This window comes from Nocardia sp. NPDC051981, from assembly GCF_040680715.1.
Lineage (GTDB): Bacteria > Actinomycetota > Actinomycetes > Mycobacteriales > Mycobacteriaceae > Nocardia.
Genome location: NZ_JBFAXK010000011.1, coordinates 14,629 through 35,099, shown reverse-complemented (window position 1 = coordinate 35,099; position 20,471 = coordinate 14,629). Strand labels below are relative to the sequence as shown.

17 protein-coding genes are annotated in these 20,471 nt (G+C 68.6%); 11 read left to right on the top strand and 6 right to left on the bottom strand.

Annotated elements, in window-relative coordinates; translation table 11 throughout:
• Positions 1–18: 18 nt before the first annotated feature.
• Complete coding sequence (dnaE, locus tag AB0L60_RS20325; RefSeq protein ID WP_364616070.1) at positions 19–3,573, top strand: DNA polymerase III subunit alpha; 3,555 nt, start codon at positions 19–21, stop codon at positions 3,571–3,573.
• Positions 3,574–3,737: 164 nt separating this feature from the next.
• Here the strand turns inward: dnaE and AB0L60_RS20320 are convergent, their stop codons facing one another.
• Complete coding sequence (locus AB0L60_RS20320) at positions 3,738–3,962, bottom strand: hypothetical protein (protein ID WP_364616067.1); 225 nt, start codon at positions 3,960–3,962, stop codon at positions 3,738–3,740.
• An 86-nt stretch (positions 3,963–4,048) separates the two neighbouring features.
• Between AB0L60_RS20320 and AB0L60_RS20315 the strand changes: the two genes are divergently transcribed.
• Complete coding sequence (locus tag AB0L60_RS20315; RefSeq protein ID WP_364616064.1) at positions 4,049–4,486, top strand: nitroreductase family deazaflavin-dependent oxidoreductase; 438 nt, start codon at positions 4,049–4,051, stop codon at positions 4,484–4,486.
• A 124-nt stretch (positions 4,487–4,610) separates the two neighbouring features.
• A complete protein-coding gene (gene ilvA, locus AB0L60_RS20310; RefSeq protein ID WP_364616061.1) occupies positions 4,611–5,966 on the top strand; it encodes a threonine ammonia-lyase IlvA in 1,356 nt (451 codons plus the stop codon).
• 65 nt (positions 5,967–6,031) lie between these two features.
• Here the strand turns inward: ilvA and AB0L60_RS20305 are convergent, their stop codons facing one another.
• The gene (locus AB0L60_RS20305) at positions 6,032–6,709 is read right to left on the bottom strand and encodes a response regulator (protein WP_364616058.1); all 678 of its coding nucleotides are present in this window, start codon (positions 6,707–6,709) and stop codon (positions 6,032–6,034) included.
• Positions 6,710–6,898: 189 nt separating this feature from the next.
• Here AB0L60_RS20305 and AB0L60_RS20300 point away from each other — a divergent pair, with 189 nt between their 5' ends.
• Complete coding sequence (locus tag AB0L60_RS20300) at positions 6,899–8,071, top strand: DUF2235 domain-containing protein (RefSeq protein WP_364616055.1); 1,173 nt, start codon at positions 6,899–6,901, stop codon at positions 8,069–8,071.
• A 12-nt stretch (positions 8,072–8,083) separates the two neighbouring features.
• Here the strand turns inward: AB0L60_RS20300 and treY are convergent, their stop codons facing one another.
• From treY to AB0L60_RS20285, 3 genes are read right to left on the bottom strand one after another with little or no spacing between them, the layout of a single operon-like run.
• Complete coding sequence (treY, locus tag AB0L60_RS20295) at positions 8,084–10,492, bottom strand: malto-oligosyltrehalose synthase (protein ID WP_364616052.1); 2,409 nt, start codon at positions 10,490–10,492, stop codon at positions 8,084–8,086.
• 11 nt (positions 10,493–10,503) lie between these two features.
• Positions 10,504–12,615: a glycogen debranching protein GlgX gene (glgX, locus tag AB0L60_RS20290; protein ID WP_364616049.1), complete on the bottom strand. Its 2,112-nt coding sequence runs from the start codon at positions 12,613–12,615 to the stop codon at positions 10,504–10,506.
• A 10-nt stretch (positions 12,616–12,625) separates the two neighbouring features.
• Complete coding sequence (locus AB0L60_RS20285; protein ID WP_364616046.1) at positions 12,626–13,183, bottom strand: helix-turn-helix domain-containing GNAT family N-acetyltransferase; 558 nt, start codon at positions 13,181–13,183, stop codon at positions 12,626–12,628.
• Between the two features lie 194 nt (positions 13,184–13,377).
• Here AB0L60_RS20285 and AB0L60_RS20280 point away from each other — a divergent pair, with 194 nt between their 5' ends.
• The 4 genes from AB0L60_RS20280 to AB0L60_RS20265 all read left to right on the top strand — a co-directional run bounded on the left by AB0L60_RS20280 (position 13,378) and on the right by AB0L60_RS20265 (position 16,792).
• Positions 13,378–14,625 carry an adenosylmethionine--8-amino-7-oxononanoate transaminase gene (locus tag AB0L60_RS20280; protein WP_364616538.1) on the top strand — a complete coding sequence of 416 codons (1,248 nt, stop codon included), beginning with the start codon at positions 13,378–13,380 and terminating at the stop codon, positions 14,623–14,625.
• 55 nt (positions 14,626–14,680) lie between these two features.
• On the top strand, positions 14,681–15,181 hold the full coding sequence (locus AB0L60_RS20275; RefSeq protein ID WP_364616043.1) for a MarR family transcriptional regulator: 501 nt from the start codon (positions 14,681–14,683) through the stop codon (positions 15,179–15,181).
• Positions 15,178–15,987, top strand: coding sequence for an ATP-binding cassette domain-containing protein (locus tag AB0L60_RS20270; RefSeq protein ID WP_364616040.1), 810 nt, complete (start codon positions 15,178–15,180; stop codon positions 15,985–15,987). Before AB0L60_RS20275 ends, AB0L60_RS20270 begins: the two co-directional genes overlap by 4 nt.
• Before the next feature lie 64 nt (positions 15,988–16,051).
• A complete protein-coding gene (locus AB0L60_RS20265) occupies positions 16,052–16,792 on the top strand; it encodes an ABC transporter permease (protein WP_364616535.1) in 741 nt (246 codons plus the stop codon).
• Positions 16,793–16,849: 57 nt separating this feature from the next.
• Here the strand turns inward: AB0L60_RS20265 and AB0L60_RS20260 are convergent, their stop codons facing one another.
• The gene (locus AB0L60_RS20260; RefSeq protein WP_354842875.1) at positions 16,850–17,143 is read right to left on the bottom strand and encodes a hypothetical protein; all 294 of its coding nucleotides are present in this window, start codon (positions 17,141–17,143) and stop codon (positions 16,850–16,852) included.
• 105 nt (positions 17,144–17,248) lie between these two features.
• On the opposite strand from AB0L60_RS20260, the gene AB0L60_RS20255 reads away from it, so the two are divergent.
• The 3 genes from AB0L60_RS20255 to AB0L60_RS20245 all read left to right on the top strand — a co-directional run bounded on the left by AB0L60_RS20255 (position 17,249) and on the right by AB0L60_RS20245 (position 20,471).
• The gene (locus AB0L60_RS20255) at positions 17,249–18,403 is read left to right on the top strand and encodes an 8-amino-7-oxononanoate synthase (protein ID WP_364616036.1); all 1,155 of its coding nucleotides are present in this window, start codon (positions 17,249–17,251) and stop codon (positions 18,401–18,403) included.
• Positions 18,400–19,092 carry a dethiobiotin synthase gene (gene bioD / locus AB0L60_RS20250; protein WP_364616033.1) on the top strand — a complete coding sequence of 231 codons (693 nt, stop codon included), beginning with the start codon at positions 18,400–18,402 and terminating at the stop codon, positions 19,090–19,092. Before AB0L60_RS20255 ends, bioD begins: the two co-directional genes overlap by 4 nt.
• Before the next feature lie 155 nt (positions 19,093–19,247).
• Positions 19,248–20,471, top strand: coding sequence for a DUF1800 family protein (locus AB0L60_RS20245; protein WP_364616030.1), 1,224 nt, complete (start codon positions 19,248–19,250; stop codon positions 20,469–20,471).

Sequence of the window (20,471 nt, the reverse complement as noted above, 5' to 3'; positions counted from 1 at the left end):
GCCGCATAGTATGTCCGGGTGTCAGCCTCGTCGGGATCATTCGTCCATCTCCACAACCACACCGAGTACTCGATGCTCGACGGCGCGGCGAAGATCACGCCCTTGTTCAAAGAGGCGACACGGCTCGGGATGACCGCCGTCGGAATGTCCGACCACGGCAATATGTACGGCGCGTCGGAGTTCTACAACTCCGCCAAGAAGCAGGGCATCAAGCCGATCATCGGCATCGAGGCGTACATCGCGCCGGAGTCCCGGTTCAACACCAAGCGCGTGCTGTGGGGCGACCCGTCGCAGAAGAGCGATGACGTCTCGGGTTCGGGTTCCTACACCCACATGACCATGGTCGCCGAGAACGCGACGGGTCTGCGCAACCTGTTCAAGCTGTCGAGTCTGGCCTCCATCGAAGGTCAGCTCGGCAAGTGGGCGCGTATGGACGCCGACATCATCGCCGAGCACGCCGAGGGCATCATCGCCACCACCGGCTGCCCCTCGGGCGAGGTGCAGACCCGGTTGCGCCTGGGCCACGAACGCGAGGCCCTCGAAGCCGCCGCCAAGTGGCAGGAGATCTTCGGGCCGGAGAACTTCTTCCTTGAGATCATGGACCACGGGTTGTCCATCGAACGCCGGGTGCGCGAGGGCCTGCTCGAGGTCGGCAAGAAGCTGGGCATTCCGCCGCTGGCCACCAACGACTGCCACTACGTGCACGAGCACGACGCGTCCAATCACGAAGCGCTGCTGTGTATTCAGACCGGCAAGACGCTCTCGGACCCGACCCGCTTCAAGTTCGACGGCTCCGGCTACTACCTGAAGTCCGCCGAGGAGATGCGTGCCATCTGGGACGCGGAAGTCCCCGGCGCGTGCGACAACACGGTGCTGATCGGCGAGCGCGTCCAGTCCTACGACGACGTCTGGGCCCACCGCGACCGGATGCCGATCTTCCCGGTGCCCGAGGGCCACACCCAGGCCACCTGGCTCGAGCACGAGGTGATGGTCGGCCTGGACCGTCGCTTCCCGAGCGGGCCGCCGGAGGAGTACATCTCGCGCGCCAAGTACGAGCTCGGCGTCATCAACGAAATGGGCTTCCCCGCTTACTTCCTCGTCGTCGGTGACCTCATCACCTACGCTCGCTCGGTCGGCATCAATGTCGGCCCGGGCCGTGGTTCGGCGGCCGGCTCGCTGGTCGCCTACGCCATGGGCATCACGAACATCGACCCGATTCCGCACGGTCTGCTGTTCGAGCGCTTCCTGAATCCCGAGCGCGTCTCGATGCCCGATATCGATATCGACTTCGACGATCGCCGCCGCGGTGAAATGGTCCGCTACGCCACCGACAAGTGGGGCAGCGACCGGGTCGCCCAGGTGATCACCTTCGGTACGATTAAAACCAAAGCGGCGCTGAAGGACTCGGCCCGCGTGCAGTTCGGCCAGCCGGGCTTCGCCATCGCCGACCAGATCTCCAAGGCGCTGCCGCCGCCGATCATGGCCAAGGACATTCCGCTCTCGGGCATCATGGATCCCGAGCACGAGCGGTACAAAGAGGCCGCCGAGGTCCGCGAGCTCATCAACACCAACCCGGACGTCAACAAGATCTACGAGACCGCACGTGGTCTCGAGGGCCTGATCCGCAACGCGGGCGTGCACGCCTGCGCGGTCATCATGTCGTCCGAACCGCTCACCGACGCGATCCCGGTCTGGAAGCGCGCGCAGGACGGCGCCATCATCACCGGCTGGGACTACCCGTCGTGTGAGGCCATCGGCCTGCTGAAGATGGACTTCCTGGGCCTGCGCAACCTCACCGTCATCGGTGACGCGCTGGTCAATATCAAGGCCAACCGCGGCATCGAACTCGACCTCGACACCCTGCCCCTGGAAGACCCGGCCACCTACGAACTGCTCGCGCGCGGTGACACCCTCGGCGTGTTCCAGCTCGACGGTGGCGCCATGCGAGATCTGCTGCGCCGCATGATCCCCACCGGCTTCGAGGACATCGTCGCCGTGCTCGCGCTGTACCGCCCCGGCCCCATGGGCATGAACGCGCACAACGACTACGCCGACCGCAAGAACGGGCGGCAAGAGGTCAAGCCCATCCACCCGGAGCTCGAAGAGCCCCTCGAGGACATCCTGCGCGACACCTACGGCCTGATCGTGTATCAGGAGCAGATCATGCAGATCGCGCAGAAGGTGGCCGGGTACTCCCTCGGCCGAGCCGACATTCTGCGCCGCGCCATGGGTAAGAAGAAGGCCGAAGTCCTCGAGGCCGAATTCGAGGGCTTCGAAAAGGGCATGCTGGAGAACGGTTTCACCAAGCCGGCCATCAAGGCGCTGTGGGACACGATTCTCCCGTTCGCCGGTTACGCGTTCAACAAGTCGCACGCCGCCGGCTACGGCCTGGTGTCGTTCTGGACCGCGTACCTGAAGGCCAACTATCCCGCCGAGTACATGGCCGGTCTGCTCACCTCCGTCGGTGACGACAAGGACAAGGCCGCCGTCTATCTGGCCGACTGCCGCCGCCTGGGCATCCAGGTGCTGCCGCCCGACGTGAACGAGTCCGAGCTCGAATTCGCCTCCGTGGGCAACGACATTCGCTTCGGTATGGGCGCGGTACGCAATGTCGGCGCGAACGTGGTGGCCTCGATCATCGCCGCGCGCAAGGAGAAGTCGAAGTTCACCGACTTCTCCGACTACCTGAACAAGATCGACGCCATCGCCTGCACCAAGAAGGTCACCGAATCCCTCATCAAGGCAGGCGCTTTCGACTCGCTCGGGCATCCGCGCAAGGGCCTGCTGCTGGTGCACTCCGATGCCATCGACGCGGTCATGTCGACCAAGAAGGCCGAGGCCATCGGCCAGTTCGACCTCTTCGGCGGCCTCGACGACGCCGACGAGTCCATTGCCAGCGTCTTCAATGTGAAGGTCCCCGACGAGGAATGGGAGACCAAGCACAAGCTCGCCCTGGAGCGGGAGATGCTGGGCCTCTACGTGTCCGGGCACCCGCTCAACGGCGTCGAGCACGTGCTCGCGGCCCAGTCCGACACCCAGATCCCCGCCATTCTCGAGGGCGACATCAAGGACGGCGCGCAGGTCACCATCGGCGGCATCTTCGCCAATGTCACCCGCCGGGTGAACAAGAACGGCCTGCCCTGGGCCTCGGCCCAGCTCGAGGACCTCACCGGTGGCATCGAGGTGCTGTTCTTCCCGCAGTCCTACTCCGTCTACGGTATGGACGTCGCCGAGGACGCCATCGTCCTGGTGAAGGCCCGTGTCAGCGCCCGCGACGATCGCGTCTCCCTGATCGCCAACGACCTTGTGGTGCCGGACCTCTCGTCCATCGGCGTGGACAAGCCGCTGTCGGTGGTCATCCCCACCCGGCTGTGCACCCCCGACAAGATCGGCGAGCTCAAGCGGGTGCTGTCCCGGCATCCGGGCACCGCGAACGTGCACATCAAGCACGTCGGCTCCCGGGATCGCACCACCATGCTGAAGGTGGCCGACAACCTGCGGGTCTCACCCTCCTCGGCCCTCATGGGCGACCTGAAGGCCCTCCTCGGCCCGGGCTGCCTGGGCGCGGTCTGATCCCGATACCCCCGTCGCACGTGTGCCCCTCGCTTTGCCGAGGGGCACACGTGTTGTCACAGCCGGGTGGGATCGCCGACGATGCGATCGACGGACTCGTCGCGATTACCGACGGTGAAACTGCCGAACGTGGACTGATAGGTCCGTGAGCCGGAAGGGCCGGATCAGCGGAGGCCGCGCGCCCCGCCGATGATCCAGCGCAGCGCCGCGATCACCGTCGCGCCGAGCACCGCGGCCTGCACCGATCCGGTGATCAGAGCGAGTGTCAGGCAGACCACCACACCGGCGAACAAGGCTTCGAGCTTGTAGACCGGCCATGCCGTCCCGGCGATGTCCACGGAAGCGTGCGAGCGGGGCCGCTCGGTGTCCGTAGGGTGAACCACTGCCATACGGTAAGGGTAGACGGTGATCCAAAGTTCGGGCAACCGAAACCTCTGTCGGGAACAACGCATGATCGTGGATGGTTACCCAGTTCATGCCACTTATCGGAGAGTACGAACCCAGCCCGTCCGACTGGTCGCGAGAGCAGGCCGAGCAGTACGAGAACTCCGGCGGCGCGGAGGCCAACCTCCTGCAAGGTGTGCCGATCATCCTGCTGACCACCCGCGGCAACAAGTCCGGCAAGCTCCGCAAGACCCCGCTCATGCGGGTCGAGCACGACGGCGAGTACGCGGTGGTCGCCTCCCTGGGCGGCGCGCCCAAACACCCGGTCTGGTACTGGAACGTCAAGGCCGACCCGCATGTGGAACTGCGCGACCGCGACGTGGTCAAGGACTACGACGCCCGCGAGGTCACCGGGGACGAGAAGACCATCTGGTGGAAGCGGGCCATCGAGGTGTGGCCCGACTACGCCGAATATCAGAAGAAGACCGACCGCCAGATCCCGCTGTTCGTCCTCACCCCGCGCCCCTGAGCGCCGCCCGCCGTATCACCGGGAAGCACGGCGGTCGGTGAGAGAAGGTCCCGGTCCGACGTGACCGGGACCTTTTCGTGGCGCTGCCGCAGGCGCGCCGCATGCTCCCAGCTAGCATGTTCGGGTGTCTGATCCGCTTGATATCGCCGAGAGAGTGTCCGGTTCGCTGCCCGAGTTGACAGCGGACGAGATCGATGCGGCCGCGAAGCGAATTTCGGACATTATCGAGCCGACGCCGCTGCAACGGATTCCGCGGCTGTCGGCGCTGACCGGGGCCGAGGTCTACCTCAAGCGGGAGGACCTCACCGCCGTCCGCTCCTACAAGCTGCGCGGCGCCTACAACCTCATGGTGCAGCTGACCACCGCCGAGAAGGCCGCGGGCGTGGTCACCGCCAGCGCCGGAAACCACGCGCAGGGCGTTGCTTTCGCGTGTAAGGCCATGGGCGTCACGGGCCGCATCTACGTGCCCACCACCACCCCGAAGCAGAAGCGCGACCGAATCCGCGTCCACGGTGGCGAATTCGTGGAACTCATCGCCATCGGCGACACCTTCGACGCGGCCGCCGCGGCCGCCGCCGACGATGTGAAGCGCACCGGGGCGACCATGGTCCCGCCCTTCGACGATCCGCGCACCGCCGCCGGTCAGGGCACCATCGCCGCCGAATTCCTCGAACAGCTCGGCCGCGAGCCCGATCTGGTGGTGGTGCCGGTGGGCGGCGGTGGCTGCCTGGCGGGTATCGCCACCTATCTGCGGGAACGGTCGCCGCACTCCGCGATTCTCGCGGTGGAGCCGGCGGGCGCGGCGTCCATGACGGCCGCGCTGGTGGCAGGCGGCCCGGTGACGCTGCCCGAGATCGACCCGTTCGTGGACGGTGCCGCCGTGCGCCGGGTCGGCGGGGTCGGCTACCAGGCGGTGGTGCGCTTCGGCGGCCAGGTCCGCTCGCACGCCTCGTTGCCCCTGCTGACCAGCACCGAAACCGGTTCGGGCGCAGGCTCTTTCCGCATGATGCACGTGGACGAGGGTGCCATCTGCACCGCCATGCTGGAGCTGTACCAGAACGAGGGCATCGTCGCCGAGCCGGCGGGCGCGCTCGCGACGGCGGCGCTGCGCGAGGCCGAGATCGAGCCGGGTGCGACGGTGGTGGTGCTGCTCTCGGGCGGCAACAACGATGTCTCCCGCTACGGCGAGGTGATCGAGCGTTCGCTGGTGCATCAGGGCCTGAAGCACTATTTCCTGGTGGACTTCCCGCAGGAGCCCGGCGCGCTGCGCCGCTTCCTGGACGAGGTCCTGGGCCCCGACGACGACATCACCGTGTTCGAGTACGTCAAGCGCAACAACCGCGAAACCGGCGCCGCCCTGGTCGGTATCGAACTGGGCACCCCGAAGGGCCTGGAACCGTTGCTCGAGCGAATGGACAAGTCGCCGATCCAGTGCGAGCGCCTGGATCCGAACTCGCCCGCCTACCGGTATCTGACCTGACCGGTGACCCGTGTGATCCGACCCCTCGTTCGGATCACACGGGTCCGGTTGCCCCGGTGGGGCTTTCAGGCGTGCAGGAGGTATCCCGCCGCCGAGCTGTGAATGATCCGCGGCCGGCCGAGCTTGCGGTCCAGCCGGGTGATCACCTCGTCCACGCCCGCGGTCGAGGTGGAATCGCTGCAGAAGGCGGCGATCTCGGCCGGGGTGACGAGGGTCCCGGCGCGCGCGGCCAGCAGTTCCAGCGCGCAGAATTCGCGGGTGGTCATGGTCAGCAGGATTCCGCTGCGGCGCACCCGCCGGCGTATTCGGTCCACCACCAGATCCCCGATGGTGAGCACGGGCGAGTGTGGCGAGCGCCGGGGCGAGCACAGTGCCCGCACCCGTGCGGCGAGCTCGCCCAGTGAGAACGGCTTGGCCAGATAGTCGTCCGCGCCGCCCGCGTAGCCCTCGCGGCGATCGGCCGGGCTGTCGCGCGCGGTGATCAGCAGTGCGGGGGTGCGATCACCCGATTCCCGTTGCCGCCGTACCAGTTCCAGTCCGTCGCCGTCGGGCAGCCCGCGGTCCACGATGAGGCAGTCGTAGATCCGCACCCCGCACTGCTCGGCGGCGTCGGTGAGATTGCGGGTCAGATCGACGATGAATCCGGCCGCCCGCAGTCCGTCCGCGACCCGCTCGCCCAGCCGCTCGTCGTCCTCGCACACCAGGACACACACGCTGCGGGCGCTCACTCCATCGTCGGACATGCCGCCACCGTGCCACAGGGATCGTGAACGAATCGTGAGCGATCGCCGGGCGAGCGCCCGACGTTAACGCCGCGGGGAGGGGTACTTGTGGGGGCACGCGCCGGGGTTAACGACCGCGTGGCCCGGGCGCGATGATCAGGTAGTTCACTACGCGTGAAACCGAACGGTCAGGGCGGGAGGCTGACGTTCATGAAAAGGCTGGTCGTGTGTTGCGACGGCACCTGGAAGGCCGAGTCGAGCTCGACGGTGTCGAACATCGTGAAGATCGCGGAAACGGTCAAGCTGACCGGGACGGACAGGGAGGGGAAGTCCGTCGGTCAGCGCATCAACTACGTCTCCGGTCCGGGCTCGCGCGGTTTCATGTCCGACAAGGTGCTGGGCGGCGCGTTCGGTCTGGGCCTGGAGGCCAATCTGTCGGCCGCCTACTGGCAGCTGGCCCTGAACTGGGAGCCCGGGGACGAGATCTACATCTTCGGCTTCAGCCGCGGCGCGTACACCGCCCGCAGCCTCGCGGGGATGATCAACCGGCTCGGAATCCTGACCTACGAGGCCATCATCGGGGGTAAGTACCCGAAGGCGCTGGAGATCTACAAGACCCGCAAGAAGAACCCCGACGATCCGGATCCGCCGGAGTGGGCGGCGTTCCGCGCCGCGAACTGCCACCCCGAGAGGCCGGTCATCAATTTCCTCGGCGTCTTCGACACCGTGGGCGCGATGGGCGTCCCGGGTATCACCTCGTGGCTGCACAGCTTCCACGATGTGCGGCTCTCGCGCATCGTGCTGTGCGCGCGGCAGGCCCTGGCCATCGACGAGCGGCGGCGCGCCTTCGCGCCCTGCCTGTGGGAGATTCCCGCCGACCAGCGCGAGCTCTACAACCGTCCCGACCGGGTGAAGCAGGTCTGGTTCGAGGGCGTGCACAGCGATATCGGCGGCGGCTACGCCGACTGCGGGCTGTCCGACATCACCCTGCGCTGGATGATCGCCGAGGCCGAGGCCGAGGGACTGGCCTTCGATCACGACCGCCTCGACACCCTGCTCAGCAGCTGCCCGTTCGACGCCACGCACCTGCACGATTCGCTGAGCCCGGGTTTCCGGGTGCTGAACTACGCCCGCATGGCGACCGGCTGGCGCAGCCCGCGCTTCTACTGGGATTCCTGGCGCAAGCTGCTGCAGCCCGAGGACCAGGACAGCTTCCTGGCCGCCAGCGTCCCGGACCGGAAGGGCTACCGCCCGGCCAATATTCACCGCTGGTGCGAGCATCGGGGCGGTCCGGTGCCGCCGGATCTCATCGAGCCCGTCGACCAGGTGCCGCGCGCCGCCGATGACGGCGCGGGCGGCGGTCCGGAAGCATCCGCCGCCTGAGCGGCCGGCCGTTCAGCGCACCAGCAGGGCCACCGGCAGCCGGGCGAACAGCTTCTCCAGTCGCGCGCGCCCGGAGAAGGTGTGGCCGGTGAGCCGGTCGGTCCAGTGTCCCTGCGGCAGATCCAGCACGGTGTCGGCCCAGCCGCCCGCCTCGTCCAGCCGGATGCTGTGCCGGGTGACGGCCACGATCACCTCGGGGGTCTCCCCGGTGCGGCCGCGGGCGTAGGCGAGCAGGTGCTGGGCGCGGTCGCCCGCAGCGAACAGCGGGATGTAGGCGCCGCCGACGAAGCAGTCGGGACGTTCCCGGCGCAGCCACAGCGCGTATGCCACGATCCACATCTTGACCGCACCGGTCGGGTCGAGATCCGGTGTGCCGGTGAGGGATTGCAGCAGCAGGGAGCGGTGTGTGAAGTCCACCGGGCGGCGGTTGTCGGGATCGACGAGCGAGTCCTCCCACAGCTCGCAGCCCTGGTAGACGTCCGGGATGCCGGGGCCGCACAGTTGCAGCAGCTTCTGCGCCAGCGCGTCGGTCCAGGCGTGCCCGGCCAGATCGGCCACGAACTCGCCCAGTTCGGCGCCGACCGGTCCGTCGATGACGGTGTCGATCCAGCGGTGCACCGCCGTCTCGAACTCGACATCCGGTTCCTCCCAGGAGGATTGGGTCCCGGCCTCGCGAACCGCCTTCTCCGCGAACTGATGTAGCCGCTCGCGCAGCCCGGGCACGGCCGCGGCGGGGCGGCCGTCGGCGGGCCACACCCCGAACATGTTCTGCAGCAGGAACAGTGTGGTCGCGCCATCGGGTCCGGGTGCGATCTCCTCCCAGGTGCTGACCGAGCGCGCCCAGATGTCGGGCACCTGCGAGAGCATGCCGACGCGGGCGCGCACGTCCTCGCCGCGCTTGGTGTCGTGGGTGGACAGCGCGGTCATGCCGGCCGGCCAGCGTTGCGCGCGTTCGGCATTGGCGAGGTGGAACTCGATGGGCGAGCAGCCGAAGCGGGCCGGGTCCGCGCCCATCTCCTGCAGCGACACCAGCCGCGCGGCGCGGTAGAACATGGTGTCCTCCACGGCTTTCGCGCTCATCGCCCCGCCCACCTGGTGGAAGCGGGTGGCGGCCTCGCCGCCGGTGGCCAGCGCGGTCACCAGCACCTGCAGCGGCGCGGTCAGCTCGGCATTGCGCCGTGCCACCTCGGCGACGACGGCCCCGACCATGCCCGCCAGCGGCGCGTAGTCGGTGCGGTAGACCGGCATGAACGACAGCACCTCGATGGCGGCATTGGTGAGCGCCATGGTGTCGAAGGCGTCGGCGCGGGCGTCGCGCTTGATCGCGGCCACCAGCCGCCGCACCTCGGGTACCAGCATGGTCTCGGCGACGGCGCGGCGAATCCGGTGTTCCTGCTCGGTGAACCAGGATCGGTCGCTGCCGTGCCCGGTGAACTGCCGCGACAGGTCGGTGAGCTGTTTCTCGCCGTCCGGGTCGATGAGCACGCCGCCGATGTCGGCGAGGGAGTCGTAGCCGGTGGTGCCGTCGATGGGCAGGGTGGCGTCGAGCGGCTCACGATTGGAGAGCACCTTCTCCACCAGCAGCAGCCGCTGCGGACCGATGAGCTGACGCAGCCGCCGCAGGTACTCGGCGGGCTGGGCCAGTCCGTCGGGATGATCCACGCGCACACCGTCGATGAGGTCGTGCTCGCACCAGGCGGCCAGCTCCCGATGGGTGGCCTCGAAGACCGCCGGCTCCTCCTGCCGGATGGCGGCCAGCCCGCCCACGGTGAAGTAGCGGCGGTATCCGCACAGCCCCGACTTCCAGTTGACCAGACGGTAGTGCTGCTTGTCGTGAATGCGCAGCGCGTTCTCGCCGTCGGTGCCGGGCGCGATGGGGAAGCGCAGATCGTGCAGTGCCAGCATGGGTTCGGGCCCGGAGCGGTCCACGGTCAGCGCCGCCGGATCGTTCTCACCGGCCAGCACCGGCAGGGCGATCCGCCCGCCCGCGCCATTGCCCGGCGTCCAGTCGATATCGAACCAGGTGGCGTATTTGGACTTCTTGCCCTGCCGCAGCACATCCCACCACCACTGGTTCTGCCGCGGATCGGCCACCGCCACATGGTTGGGCACCAGGTCGACGATGAGTCCCATACCGCGGCTGCGCACCTCGTCGGCCAGGGCCTTGAGCCCGGTCGGCCCGCCCAGCGCGGCCGACACCGTGGTCGGATCGGTGACGTCGTAGCCGTGGGTGGAGCCGCGTGTCGCGGTCATGACGGGCGACAGGTACAGATGCGAAATGCCCAGTTGCTGCAGGTATTCGGCGATGGCGCGCGCGTCGGTGAAGGTGAGCGCGTCGGGCCGCAGCTGCAGGCGGTAGGTGCTGCGCACGGGCGTCTGCCGGGCGATGGGTCCGGTGAGGTGTTCGGGCGAGCTGGTCATGGCGGTATCGATCATGCCGTACGGCGCAGCACGAGTAGACAGCGTGCGGGCACTTGCACCGTCGCCGCAGCGGGGAGGACGGTGTCGGCCGCGGGGCGGCCGGTGGGCGTGGCGCAGTCCAGGGCGACCGACCAGGCCTTACCGTGCCGGTCGTCGGGGAGGGCGAAATCCAGGGCTTGGTCGTGAGCGTTGAAGCACAGCAGGAACGAGTCGTCGGTGATGTGTTGCCCGCGCGGGCCCGGCTCGTTGATGCCGTCGCCATTGAGGAACACCGCCAGCGAGCGGGCGAAGCCGGTCTTCCAGTCGGCGTCGGTCATGGCCGCGCCGCCCGGGGTGAACCAGGCGATATCGCCGAGGTCGTCGGGATCGGGCGCCGGATCGAAGAAGCGGCGCCGCCGGAACACCGGGTGCGCGGCGCGCAGCGCGACCGCGCGCCTGGTGAATTCGAGCAGATCGGCATTGGTGTCCATGAACGTCCAGTCCATCCACGACAGCGGTGAATCCTGACAGTAGACATTGTTGTTGCCGCGCTGGGTGCGGCCGAATTCGTCGCCGTGCAACAGCATCGGGGTGCCCTGGGAGAGCATCAGGGTGGCGAGCAGATTACGGGATTGCCGTGCGCGCAGGGCCAGGATCTCCGGATCCTCGGTCGGGCCCTCGACGCCGCAGTTCCAGGAGCGGTTGTAGTTCTCCCCGTCGTGATTGCCCTCGCCATTGGCGTCGTTGTGTTTCTCGTTGTAGGACACCAGATCCGCCAGCGTGAATCCGTCATGCGCGGTCACGAAATTGATGCTGGCGCTGGGCCGGCGGCCGGTGGCCTCGTACAGATCCGAGGACCCGGTGAGCCGGGAGGCGAACTCTCCCAGTGTCGCCGGCTGCCCGCGCCAGTAATCCCGCACGGTGTCACGGTATTTGCCGTTCCATTCGGTCCAGGCCACCGGGAAATTGCCGACCTGATATCCGCCCTCGCCGACATCCCAGGGTTCGGCGATGAGCTTCACCTGGCTCACCACCGGATCCTGGTGCACCAGGTCGAAGAAGGTGGAAAGCCGGTCCACATCGTGCAATTCGCGGGCCAGGGTGGCCGCCAGGTCGAAGCGAAATCCGTCCACGTGCATCTCGAGGATCCAGTAGCGCAGCGAATCCATGATCAGCTGCAGGGCGTGCGGGTGGCGCATGTTGAAGCTGTTGCCGGTACCCGTGTAATCCATGTAATGCTGCGGATCATCGTCCACCAGGCGGTAATACGCGGCATTGTCGATGCCGCGGAAGCTGATGGTCGGCCCGAATTCATTGCCCTCGGCGGTGTGGTTGTAGACCACGTCGAGGATCACCTCGATACCGGCGGCGTGGAAGGCGCGCACCATGGTCTTGAATTCGGTGACGGCGGCGGCGGGGGAGGAGCCCGCCGCATAGCCGCGATGCGGCGCGAAATAGCCGAAGCTGTTGTAGCCCCAGTAATTCCGCAGTCCCCGGTCCAGCAGAATGCGGTCGTCGAGGTACTGGTGCACCGGCATGAGCTCCACGGCCGTCACGCCCAGCCCCCGCAGGTGTTCGAGGATCGCCGGATGCGCCATGCCCGCGAAGGTGCCGCGCAATTCCGGCGGTACTTCCGGATGCGTGACGGTCATGCCCTTCACGTGCGCCTCGTAGATGACGGTCTCGTGGTACGGCCGTTTCGGCGCACGATCGTGGGCCCAGTCGAAATACGGGTTGATGACCACCCCTGTCATGGTGTGCCCGAGCGAGTTCTGCCCGAAGTTGTAGGGCGCGGTGGCGGTCCCGAAATCGCCCTCGAACGCCTTGCCGTACGGGTCCAGCAGCAGCTTGCTGGGATCGCAGCGCAGCCCCCGCTCGGGATCGAAGCCCCCGTGCACCCGGAAACCGTATCGCTGCCCGGGCCCGACGCCGGGCAGATAGGCGTGCCAGACATAGCCGTCCACCTCGTCGAGCGGCACCCGGGTCTCGCGGTGGTCCGCGTCGATCAGGCACAGTTCCACCCGCCGGGCCACCTCGGAGAACACCGAGAAATTCGTTCCGGCGCCGTCGTAGGTCGCGCCCAGCGGATAGGCGGTCCCCGGCCAGACACCGAGCGCGGTGGTGCCGGGAGTCGCGGGAGACATGATCCAGACCCTAGCGGGCCGGATCGTCCTCCCCGCCGAGTCCCCGCCGCCAGGTCTGCCCGACCAGATCGACGCCGAAGCTGTGGTGCGGATTCGATTCCACCAGTTCGAATCCGGCGCGCTGGTAGACGTGGCGCGCGGCTTTCAGCACGCTGTTGGTCCACAGCACCATCTCGGTGTATCCCGCCGCGGTGGCGAAGCGCAGGCATTCGCCGACCAGTGCGCTGCCCACGCCGAGCCCGCGGGCGGACGGTTCGGTCAGCTCCACCACCTGCCGCCGGCCGTCGGCGTCGGATCGGCGGCGGGCGACCAGGCCGCGCTCCTCGAACCGGGCCAGGATGCGGCTCAGGTATCCCGGGTCCAGATCCAGAGCCAGCCGCAGGTCCACCACCTCGGTGGCCCCGAAATGGGCCAGCTCGAACAGGATTCTTCCCTCCGTGAGCGAGTACTCGGTGCCGAGCATCTCGCCCTGCAGGACGCCGATGATGCGGGTGTAGCGCCGGTTGAAGGCGCGGACGGCGGCGATGTGCTGTGCCTCGACCGGGCGATCGGTCGTCTCGACGGCCATGCTGGCTCCAATCCTTTGACCGAGTCAAAGAATACGCCGGGGGTGCCGGTGGGTGGCCGGGTTCGTGGTAACTTGAACGCCGTTCAAGCCCGCTCCTCGAAGGACTTCTCGTGGCATCGACCGAGCCTGTTGCGGCACTGACCGAAACCGTTGCGGCACCGACCGAGCCTGTCGGGGCGCAGCCCTCCGGCGAGATCACCGCGATCGACGCCGCCCACGTGTGGCATCCGTACGGCGGCTTCCCGGCCACCACCGCTCCGCTGGTGGTCGCCTCCGCGTCCGGCACCCGGCTCACCCTGGCCGACGGCCGGGAACTGGTCGACGGCATGAGCTCCTGGTGGGCCGCCGTGCACGGGTATCAGCACCCGGTACTGGACGCTGCCCTGCTCGCCCAGTCGCGGAAGATGAGTCACGTCATGTTCGGCGGGCTCACCCACGAGCCGGCGGTGCGGCTGTCGCAGTTGCTGGTCGAGCTCACGCCCGAGGGCCTGGACAAGGTCTTCCTCTGCGACTCCGGCTCGGTGTCGGTGGAGGTCGCGGTGAAGATGTGCCTGCAGTACCAGCGGGCGCTGGGGCGGCCGGAGAAGCATCGGCTGATGACCTGGCGCGGCGGCTACCACGGCGACACCTTCACCCCCATGAGCGTCTGCGATCCCGAGGGCGGCATGCACTCGCTGTGGACCGATGTCCTGGTCCCGCAGGTCTTCGCGGGTCCGCCGCCGGAAGTCTATGAGCCGCAGTACGTCTCGGAGCTGGAGCGGACCCTCGCCGCGCACGCGCATGAATTGGCCGCGGTCATCGTGGAACCCGTGGTGCAGGGCGCGGGCGGGATGCGCTTCCACGATCCGCGCTACCTGGCCGATCTGCGCCGACTGTGCGACGAGCACGACGTCCTGCTGGTGTTCGACGAGATCGCCACCGGATTCGGCCGCACCGGAACACTTTTCGCCGCCGAGCAAGCGGGTGTCCGGCCCGACGTCATGTGCGTGGGCAAGGCCATCACCGGCGGCTACATGAGCCTGGCCGCCGCGCTGTGCACCACCGAGATCGCCGAAACCATCAGCCGCTCGCACGGCGGCCTCATGCACGGCCCGACCTTCATGGGCAACCCCCTCGCCTGCGCGGTCGCGGTGGCCTCGATCGAATTGCTGCTCTCGCGTGACTGGCAGCGCGAGGTCCGCGACATCCGCACCGGCCTGGCCGAGGGCCTGGCCCCCGCCCGCGACCTCCCCGCCGTCACCGACGTCCGCACCCTCGGCGCGATCGGCGTCATCGAACTCGACCACCCGGTGGATATGCGCAAAACCACCCACGCCGCAGTCGAATCCGGCGTCTGGCTACGCCCCTTCCGCAACCTCATCTACTGCATGCCACCCTTCATCAGCACCCGCGACGACGTCCACCGCATAGCCGCCGCCATGTACGCCGCCGCAGCCGTCTGACCACCGGATTCGCGCTCCTGTCGAAATACCTCTGAAACGGAGCTATTGTGGGAGCGTGTCAGAGACTCCCCGGGAGAACGCCGACAGCGAAGCCTATGCCGAGCTCATGACGCTGCTGTTCGGCTCCATGGGTCGGCTGCGGCGGCAGGTCGGCCGGCTGGCCGGGCGGTCGTTCGATGAGCCGGGGCTGTCCGGGGCGCAGTCGGAGTTTCTGCGGCTGGTGGGGCGGCGGCCGGGGATCTCGGTGAAAGAGGCTGCCGGAGAACTGGGTTCGGCGCCGAACAGTGTGTCGACGCTGGTGACCGAGTCTGTCAAGGCGGGGCTCATGGTGCGTGAGCCGGATCCGCGGGACCGGCGGACGATGCGACTGTCGCTGACCCCGGACGCACAGCGGATCGCCGACGAGACGCGGCGGCAGCGGCACGCCGTGGTTGCCGAGGCGCTCGACCAGCTCACCGAAACCGAACGCGCGCAACTGCGCAACGGTCTGGCGGCCATGACGCGCCTCACCGATCTGCTGCACGAACGCGAGCACTCCCGCGGAGGCGACCGATGACCAGCGTGCCCGCCGTCGAATGCGTCGGCCTGACCCACCGCTACGGAACCAGCACCGTGGTCGACGATCTCGCCCTCACCATCGAACGCGGTGAGGTATTCGGCCTGCTCGGCCCGAACGGCGCGGGCAAGTCCACCACGATTCAGCTGCTCACCACGCTCATGCCCATCCAGTCCGGCGCTGTCCGGGTGTTCGGGCTCGATGTCACGACCCGTGCCGCCGACGTCCGGTACAACCTCGGCTATGTGCCGCAACAACTCTCGATCGAGGCCGGGCTGACCGGGCGGCAGAATGTGGCCTGGTTCGCCCGGCTGTTCGACGTGCCGCGCGCCGAGCGGGCCGAGCGGGTGGACGAGGTGCTCGACGCCATGAACCTGCTGGACGTGGCCGACCGGCTGGCCGGCGGCTACTCGGGCGGCATGATCCGCCGCCTCGAACTGGCCCAGGCCCTGGTCAACCGCCCCGCCCTGCTGGTGCTGGACGAGCCCACGGTGGGCCTGGATCCCATTGCGCGCGACAGCGTCTGGGAGCGGGTCGCCGAGATGCGAGCCGGCTACGGCACCACCGTGCTGCTCACCACCCACTACATGGCCGAGGCCGACGCGCTCTGCGATCGAATCGCGCTGCTGCACCAGGGCGTGCTGCGCGCGACCGGTTCACCCGCCGACCTGAAGGCCGGGATCGGCCCCGGGGCGACCCTCGAGGATGTCTTCCGGCACCACGCGGGAGAGGGCCTCGACGATGTGACCGAAGGGAACATGCGCAATGTCCGAAGCACTCGCCGGACCGCCCGGCGCGCGGGCTGACACGGCGTTCACGCCGGTCCTGGCCCCGCGCGGCTGGGCGCGCCTGCCCCGGCTGGCCTCCCGCATGGGCACCTTCGCGCTGGTGGAGATCCAGAAGCTGCGCCATGACCAGAGCGAAGTCCTCACCCGCGCAATCCAGCCCGTGCTGTGGATGGTGATCTTCGGGACCACCTTCTCCCGCCTGCACGCCCTGCCCACCGGTTCGGTGCCGTACCTGGACTTCCTCGCCCCCGGCGTGATCGCCCAGTCGGCGCTGTTCATCGCGATCTTCTATGGCATCCAGATCATCTGGGACCGGGATGCGGGCATTCTCACCAAACTGCTCGTCACCCCGACCCCGCGAGCCGCGCTGATCGCCGGAAAGTGTTTCGCCGCAGGCGTTCGCGCCATCGCCCAGATCCTGGTGATCGTGATCGTGGCGCTGCTCATGGGTGTGGCCCTCACCGGCAACCCGCTGCGCGTGCTCGCCACGGTTCCCGTGGTCTTTCTCGGCACGGCCTTCTTCGCCTGTCTGTCCATGACCATCGCCGGGCTGGTGCGCGCCCGGGATCGGCTGATGGGCATCGGCCAGGCCATCACCATGCCGCTGTTCTTCGCCTCCAACGCGCTCTACCCCGTGGACCTCATGCCGACGTGGCTGCGGGTCGTCGGTCACGTCAACCCGCTCAGTTACGAGGTGGACGCGCTGCGTGGCCTGCTGATCGGCACACAGGCCGACCTCTGGCTGGACTTCGGTGTACTGGCCGGGGCCGCCACCCTCGGCGTCGCCACCGCGTCGGCCCTGCTGGGCCGGTTGGTCCGGTAGGCCGACGCGGTCTCGGCTACCGGTGTGGTGCTGTGTCGGTTCTCGCGGTGCGAGCCGTCAACGGTTGGCCCGTCTTTCGCGCACCTTGTCTGAATTGTCACTGTCTGACAAAACTTCCCAGACCTTGAATACGCAGTGATAGTCGTCGGACCAGCCACGGGCGATCAGCATGAAGGTGTCGCCGTCGCGCAGGATGGTGCGGCGGCTGATCAACTTCGGATGATCGGGTTGGAATTTCGAGACGAGGTCCGGGACTTTCGCGAGGGCTTGTTCGCGGGTTCCCACCACCTCTGTGAGGATCTTCGGACTCCAGGTTTTGCTGTCGCCGAAGCCGGTCGTCTGCTCGACCACTATTGCCCATCGTGGCATCGCGCAGCCTCCTTACGACTTCCCAGCATAGCGCCGTGTACCGACACCCATGGCCCCCTGAACGGTGTTCAAGTATGCTTCCGAGCTGTGACTGCCGATCCCCTGAGCTGGCTCGACACGCGCGCCGCCGAGCGCGTGGACGTCGGGCTGCGCCGTGAACTGCGCCCCCGCACCTCCGACACGGTGAGCATCGACCTGGCCTCCAACGACTACCTCGGGCTGGTCCGCCACCCCGAGGTGATCGAGGGCGCCGTCGCCTCGGTGCGGTACTGGGGCGCCGGCGCGACCGGCTCGCGCCTGGTCACCGGGACCACCGCCGAGCACGAACAGCTCGAGACCGAACTCGCCGAATTCGTCGGCGCGGAGGCCGGATTGGTGTTCGCCTCCGGCTACGCCGCCAACCTGGGCGCGGTCACCGCGCTGGCCGGTCGTGGCGCACTGGTGGTTTCGGACGCGGGCAGCCACGCCTCGCTGGTCGACGCCTGCCGGCTGTCGCGGGCGCGGGTGGAGATCGCACCGCACTGCGACCCGGCGGCCGTGGACCGCCTGCTGTCCGAGCGCACCGAGGAACGTGCACTGGTCTTGACGGACTCGGTGTTCAGCGCCGACGGGGATCTCGCGCCGCTGACCGAGCTGCACCGGGTGACCCGGGCCAATGGCGCGGTGCTCATCGTGGACGAGGCGCACGGCCTGGGGGTGCGCGGCGACGGCGGCCGCGGCCTGGTGCAGGAGTGCGGGCTGGCCGGGGAGCCCGACCTGGTGATCACCGCGACCCTCTCCAAAGCCTTTGCCGCCCAGGGCGGCGCGGTGCTGGCCAGCGGACGGGTGCGCGCCCACCTCATCGACGCCGCCCGCACCTTCATCTTCGACACCGGCCTGGCGCCCGCCGCCGTCGGCGCGGCCCGCGCGGCCCTGCGGCTGCTGCGCAGCGACCCCGAGATGGCCCAGCGGGTGCTCGACCGCGCCGCCGATCTGGCCCGCATCGCCGGTGTCGGCCAACCGGATTCGGCCGTCGTCCCGGTCATCCTCGGCGATGCCCAGGTCGCCTACGACGCCGCCCAGGCCTGCCGCGCCCGCGGTCTCAGCGTCGGCTGCTTCCGCCCGCCGTCGGTCCCCGAGGGCACCTCCCGCCTGCGCCTGACCGCCCGCGCCGACCTCAGCGAGGCCGAGTTGGCCACCATCGCAACCGTTCTCGGCGAGGTCCTCGCCGAAGCCCGTGGGCGGCAGGTGGTCCCGGCATGAGCCGCCTCCTGTTCATCACCGGCACCTCCACCGACGTCGGCAAGACCATCGTCACCGCGGCCCTGGCGGCGACCGCCCGCGCCGCAGGTCTGGACGTCGCCGTCTGCAAACCCGCCCAAACCGGCGTAGCCTCCGGCGAACCCGGCGACCTCGCCGAAATCACCCGATTGAGCGGGGTCACCCGCACCCTGGAACTGGCCCGCTACCCGGAGCCCCTGGCCCCCGACACCGCCGCCCGGCGCTGCGGCCAGCCGCTGCTGACCCTGTCCGAGACCATCGCCGGCATCGAGTCCTGCGCGGACGCGGACCTCGTCCTGGTCGAGGGCGCCGGCGGCCTGCTCGTTCGCATCGGCGACTTCACCCTCCTCGACCTGGCCCAAAAGCTCAGCGCCCCGGTACTACTGGTAGCGGCCCCCGGCCTCGGCACCCTCAACCACAGCGAACTGACCACCCGAGCCCTGACCGCCGCCGGCGTCCCCTGCGCAGGCCTCGTCATCGGATCCTGGCCCGCCACCCCCGATCTCGCCTCCGAGTGCAACCGCACCGACCTCCCCGCCGTAACCGGCGTCGATCTCATCGGCTCCATCCCCTCCGGTGCCGGCTCCTGGCCCGGCCCCGATTTCACCGCCGCCGCCCCCACCTGGTTCGACCCGACCTGGACCGCCGGCCACCTCCTGACCCATGCCTAGCGATCGGCGGGGTAGGTCGGTGCCTCGTAGAGCCGCAATCCTCGCCGTCTGCTAGCCGCGCCGGCGACGCGAAGTGCCGCCGGCGCGATGCGGAGGACAGGTGGTGGGTGGGTTGCCTCATGAATTTCTAACGGGCGGTTCCGCATGCTGAGGGCATGGATGAGTTGGCTGCCGTTGCACATGTATTGCGGCGCACCACCTTCGGGCCATTTCCGGGGCGGGTAGAGGCCCTCGTAGACCGGGGTGGTGGCGGGGATGTCATCGAGAGTGTGCTGGACGTCGCTCCGATAGTGCCTGCGACGCCGATGTTCGACGAGGAGGCCGATGCCGCGTCGAGCGGGCCGGTTGGTTCGTGGCTGCGGGCGATGGCGGATCCGGCGGCCGGGGTGCACGAGAAGATGGTGTGGTTCTGGCATGGGCATTTCACGTCGAGCCATGACAAGGTCGACACCTGGGACCTGATGTGGCGACAGCACCTGTTGTTCCGGAAATTCGCGCTGGGGAATTTCCGGGAGCTGGCGCAGGCGGTGACGGTGGACGGGGCCATGCTGCAGTGGCTGGACGGCGCCGGGTCGGTTGCGCAGGCGCCGAATGAGAATCATGGGCGAGAGCTCATGGAGTTGTTCACTGTGGGGCGGGGCAAGTACACGCAGCGGGATGTGGAGGCCGCGGCGGTCGCCTTGTCCGGATGGAGTGTCGACGACCACGGGTCGGTGGCATTCGATCCGGAATCCGGGAATCAGCGGGCCGTGGAGCTGCTGGGACGCCAGGTGACCACCGTCCGCGATGCCGTCGACGTGCTGTGCGATCGGCCCGAGAGCGCGCGGTTCATCGCCGCGAAACTGCACCACTTCCTGGTCGGCCGGGTCGCGTCAGAGCAGCGGGTGGCCGAGCTGGCTGCGGTATTCACGCAGGCGCGCTTGGAGATTCGGCCCCTGGCGGCGGCGATCCTGCACGATCCGTCGTTCGCGGAGGCGAGGTACACGCGCCCGCGCTATCCGGTCGAATGGGTCACCGCCGCCCTCGCCGTGTGCGGGATCGACAATGCGGCAACCGCTTTCGAGACGATGACCGCGCTCGGTCAATCGCCGTTCTATCCGCCGAATGTGGCGGGCTGGCCGCCGGGGAATCGGTGGGTCGCGCCGGGTGCGGCCGTCGCGCGAGCGGCGCTGGCGGTGAACGCCCCCGCACTGACCGAGATCGCGGGGGCCGGCGACCCGGTCGCGGCCGCGTTCACCCGCGCCTCGATCTTCGACCCGAGCCCCGGAACCCGCACCGCCGCCCGCGATCTGGCGTTCGAACTGCGCCGGAACCCGGAACAGGCCGCGACGGCCCTGCTGGCCCTGGTCATCACCTCGCCGGAATTCACGCTGGCATGA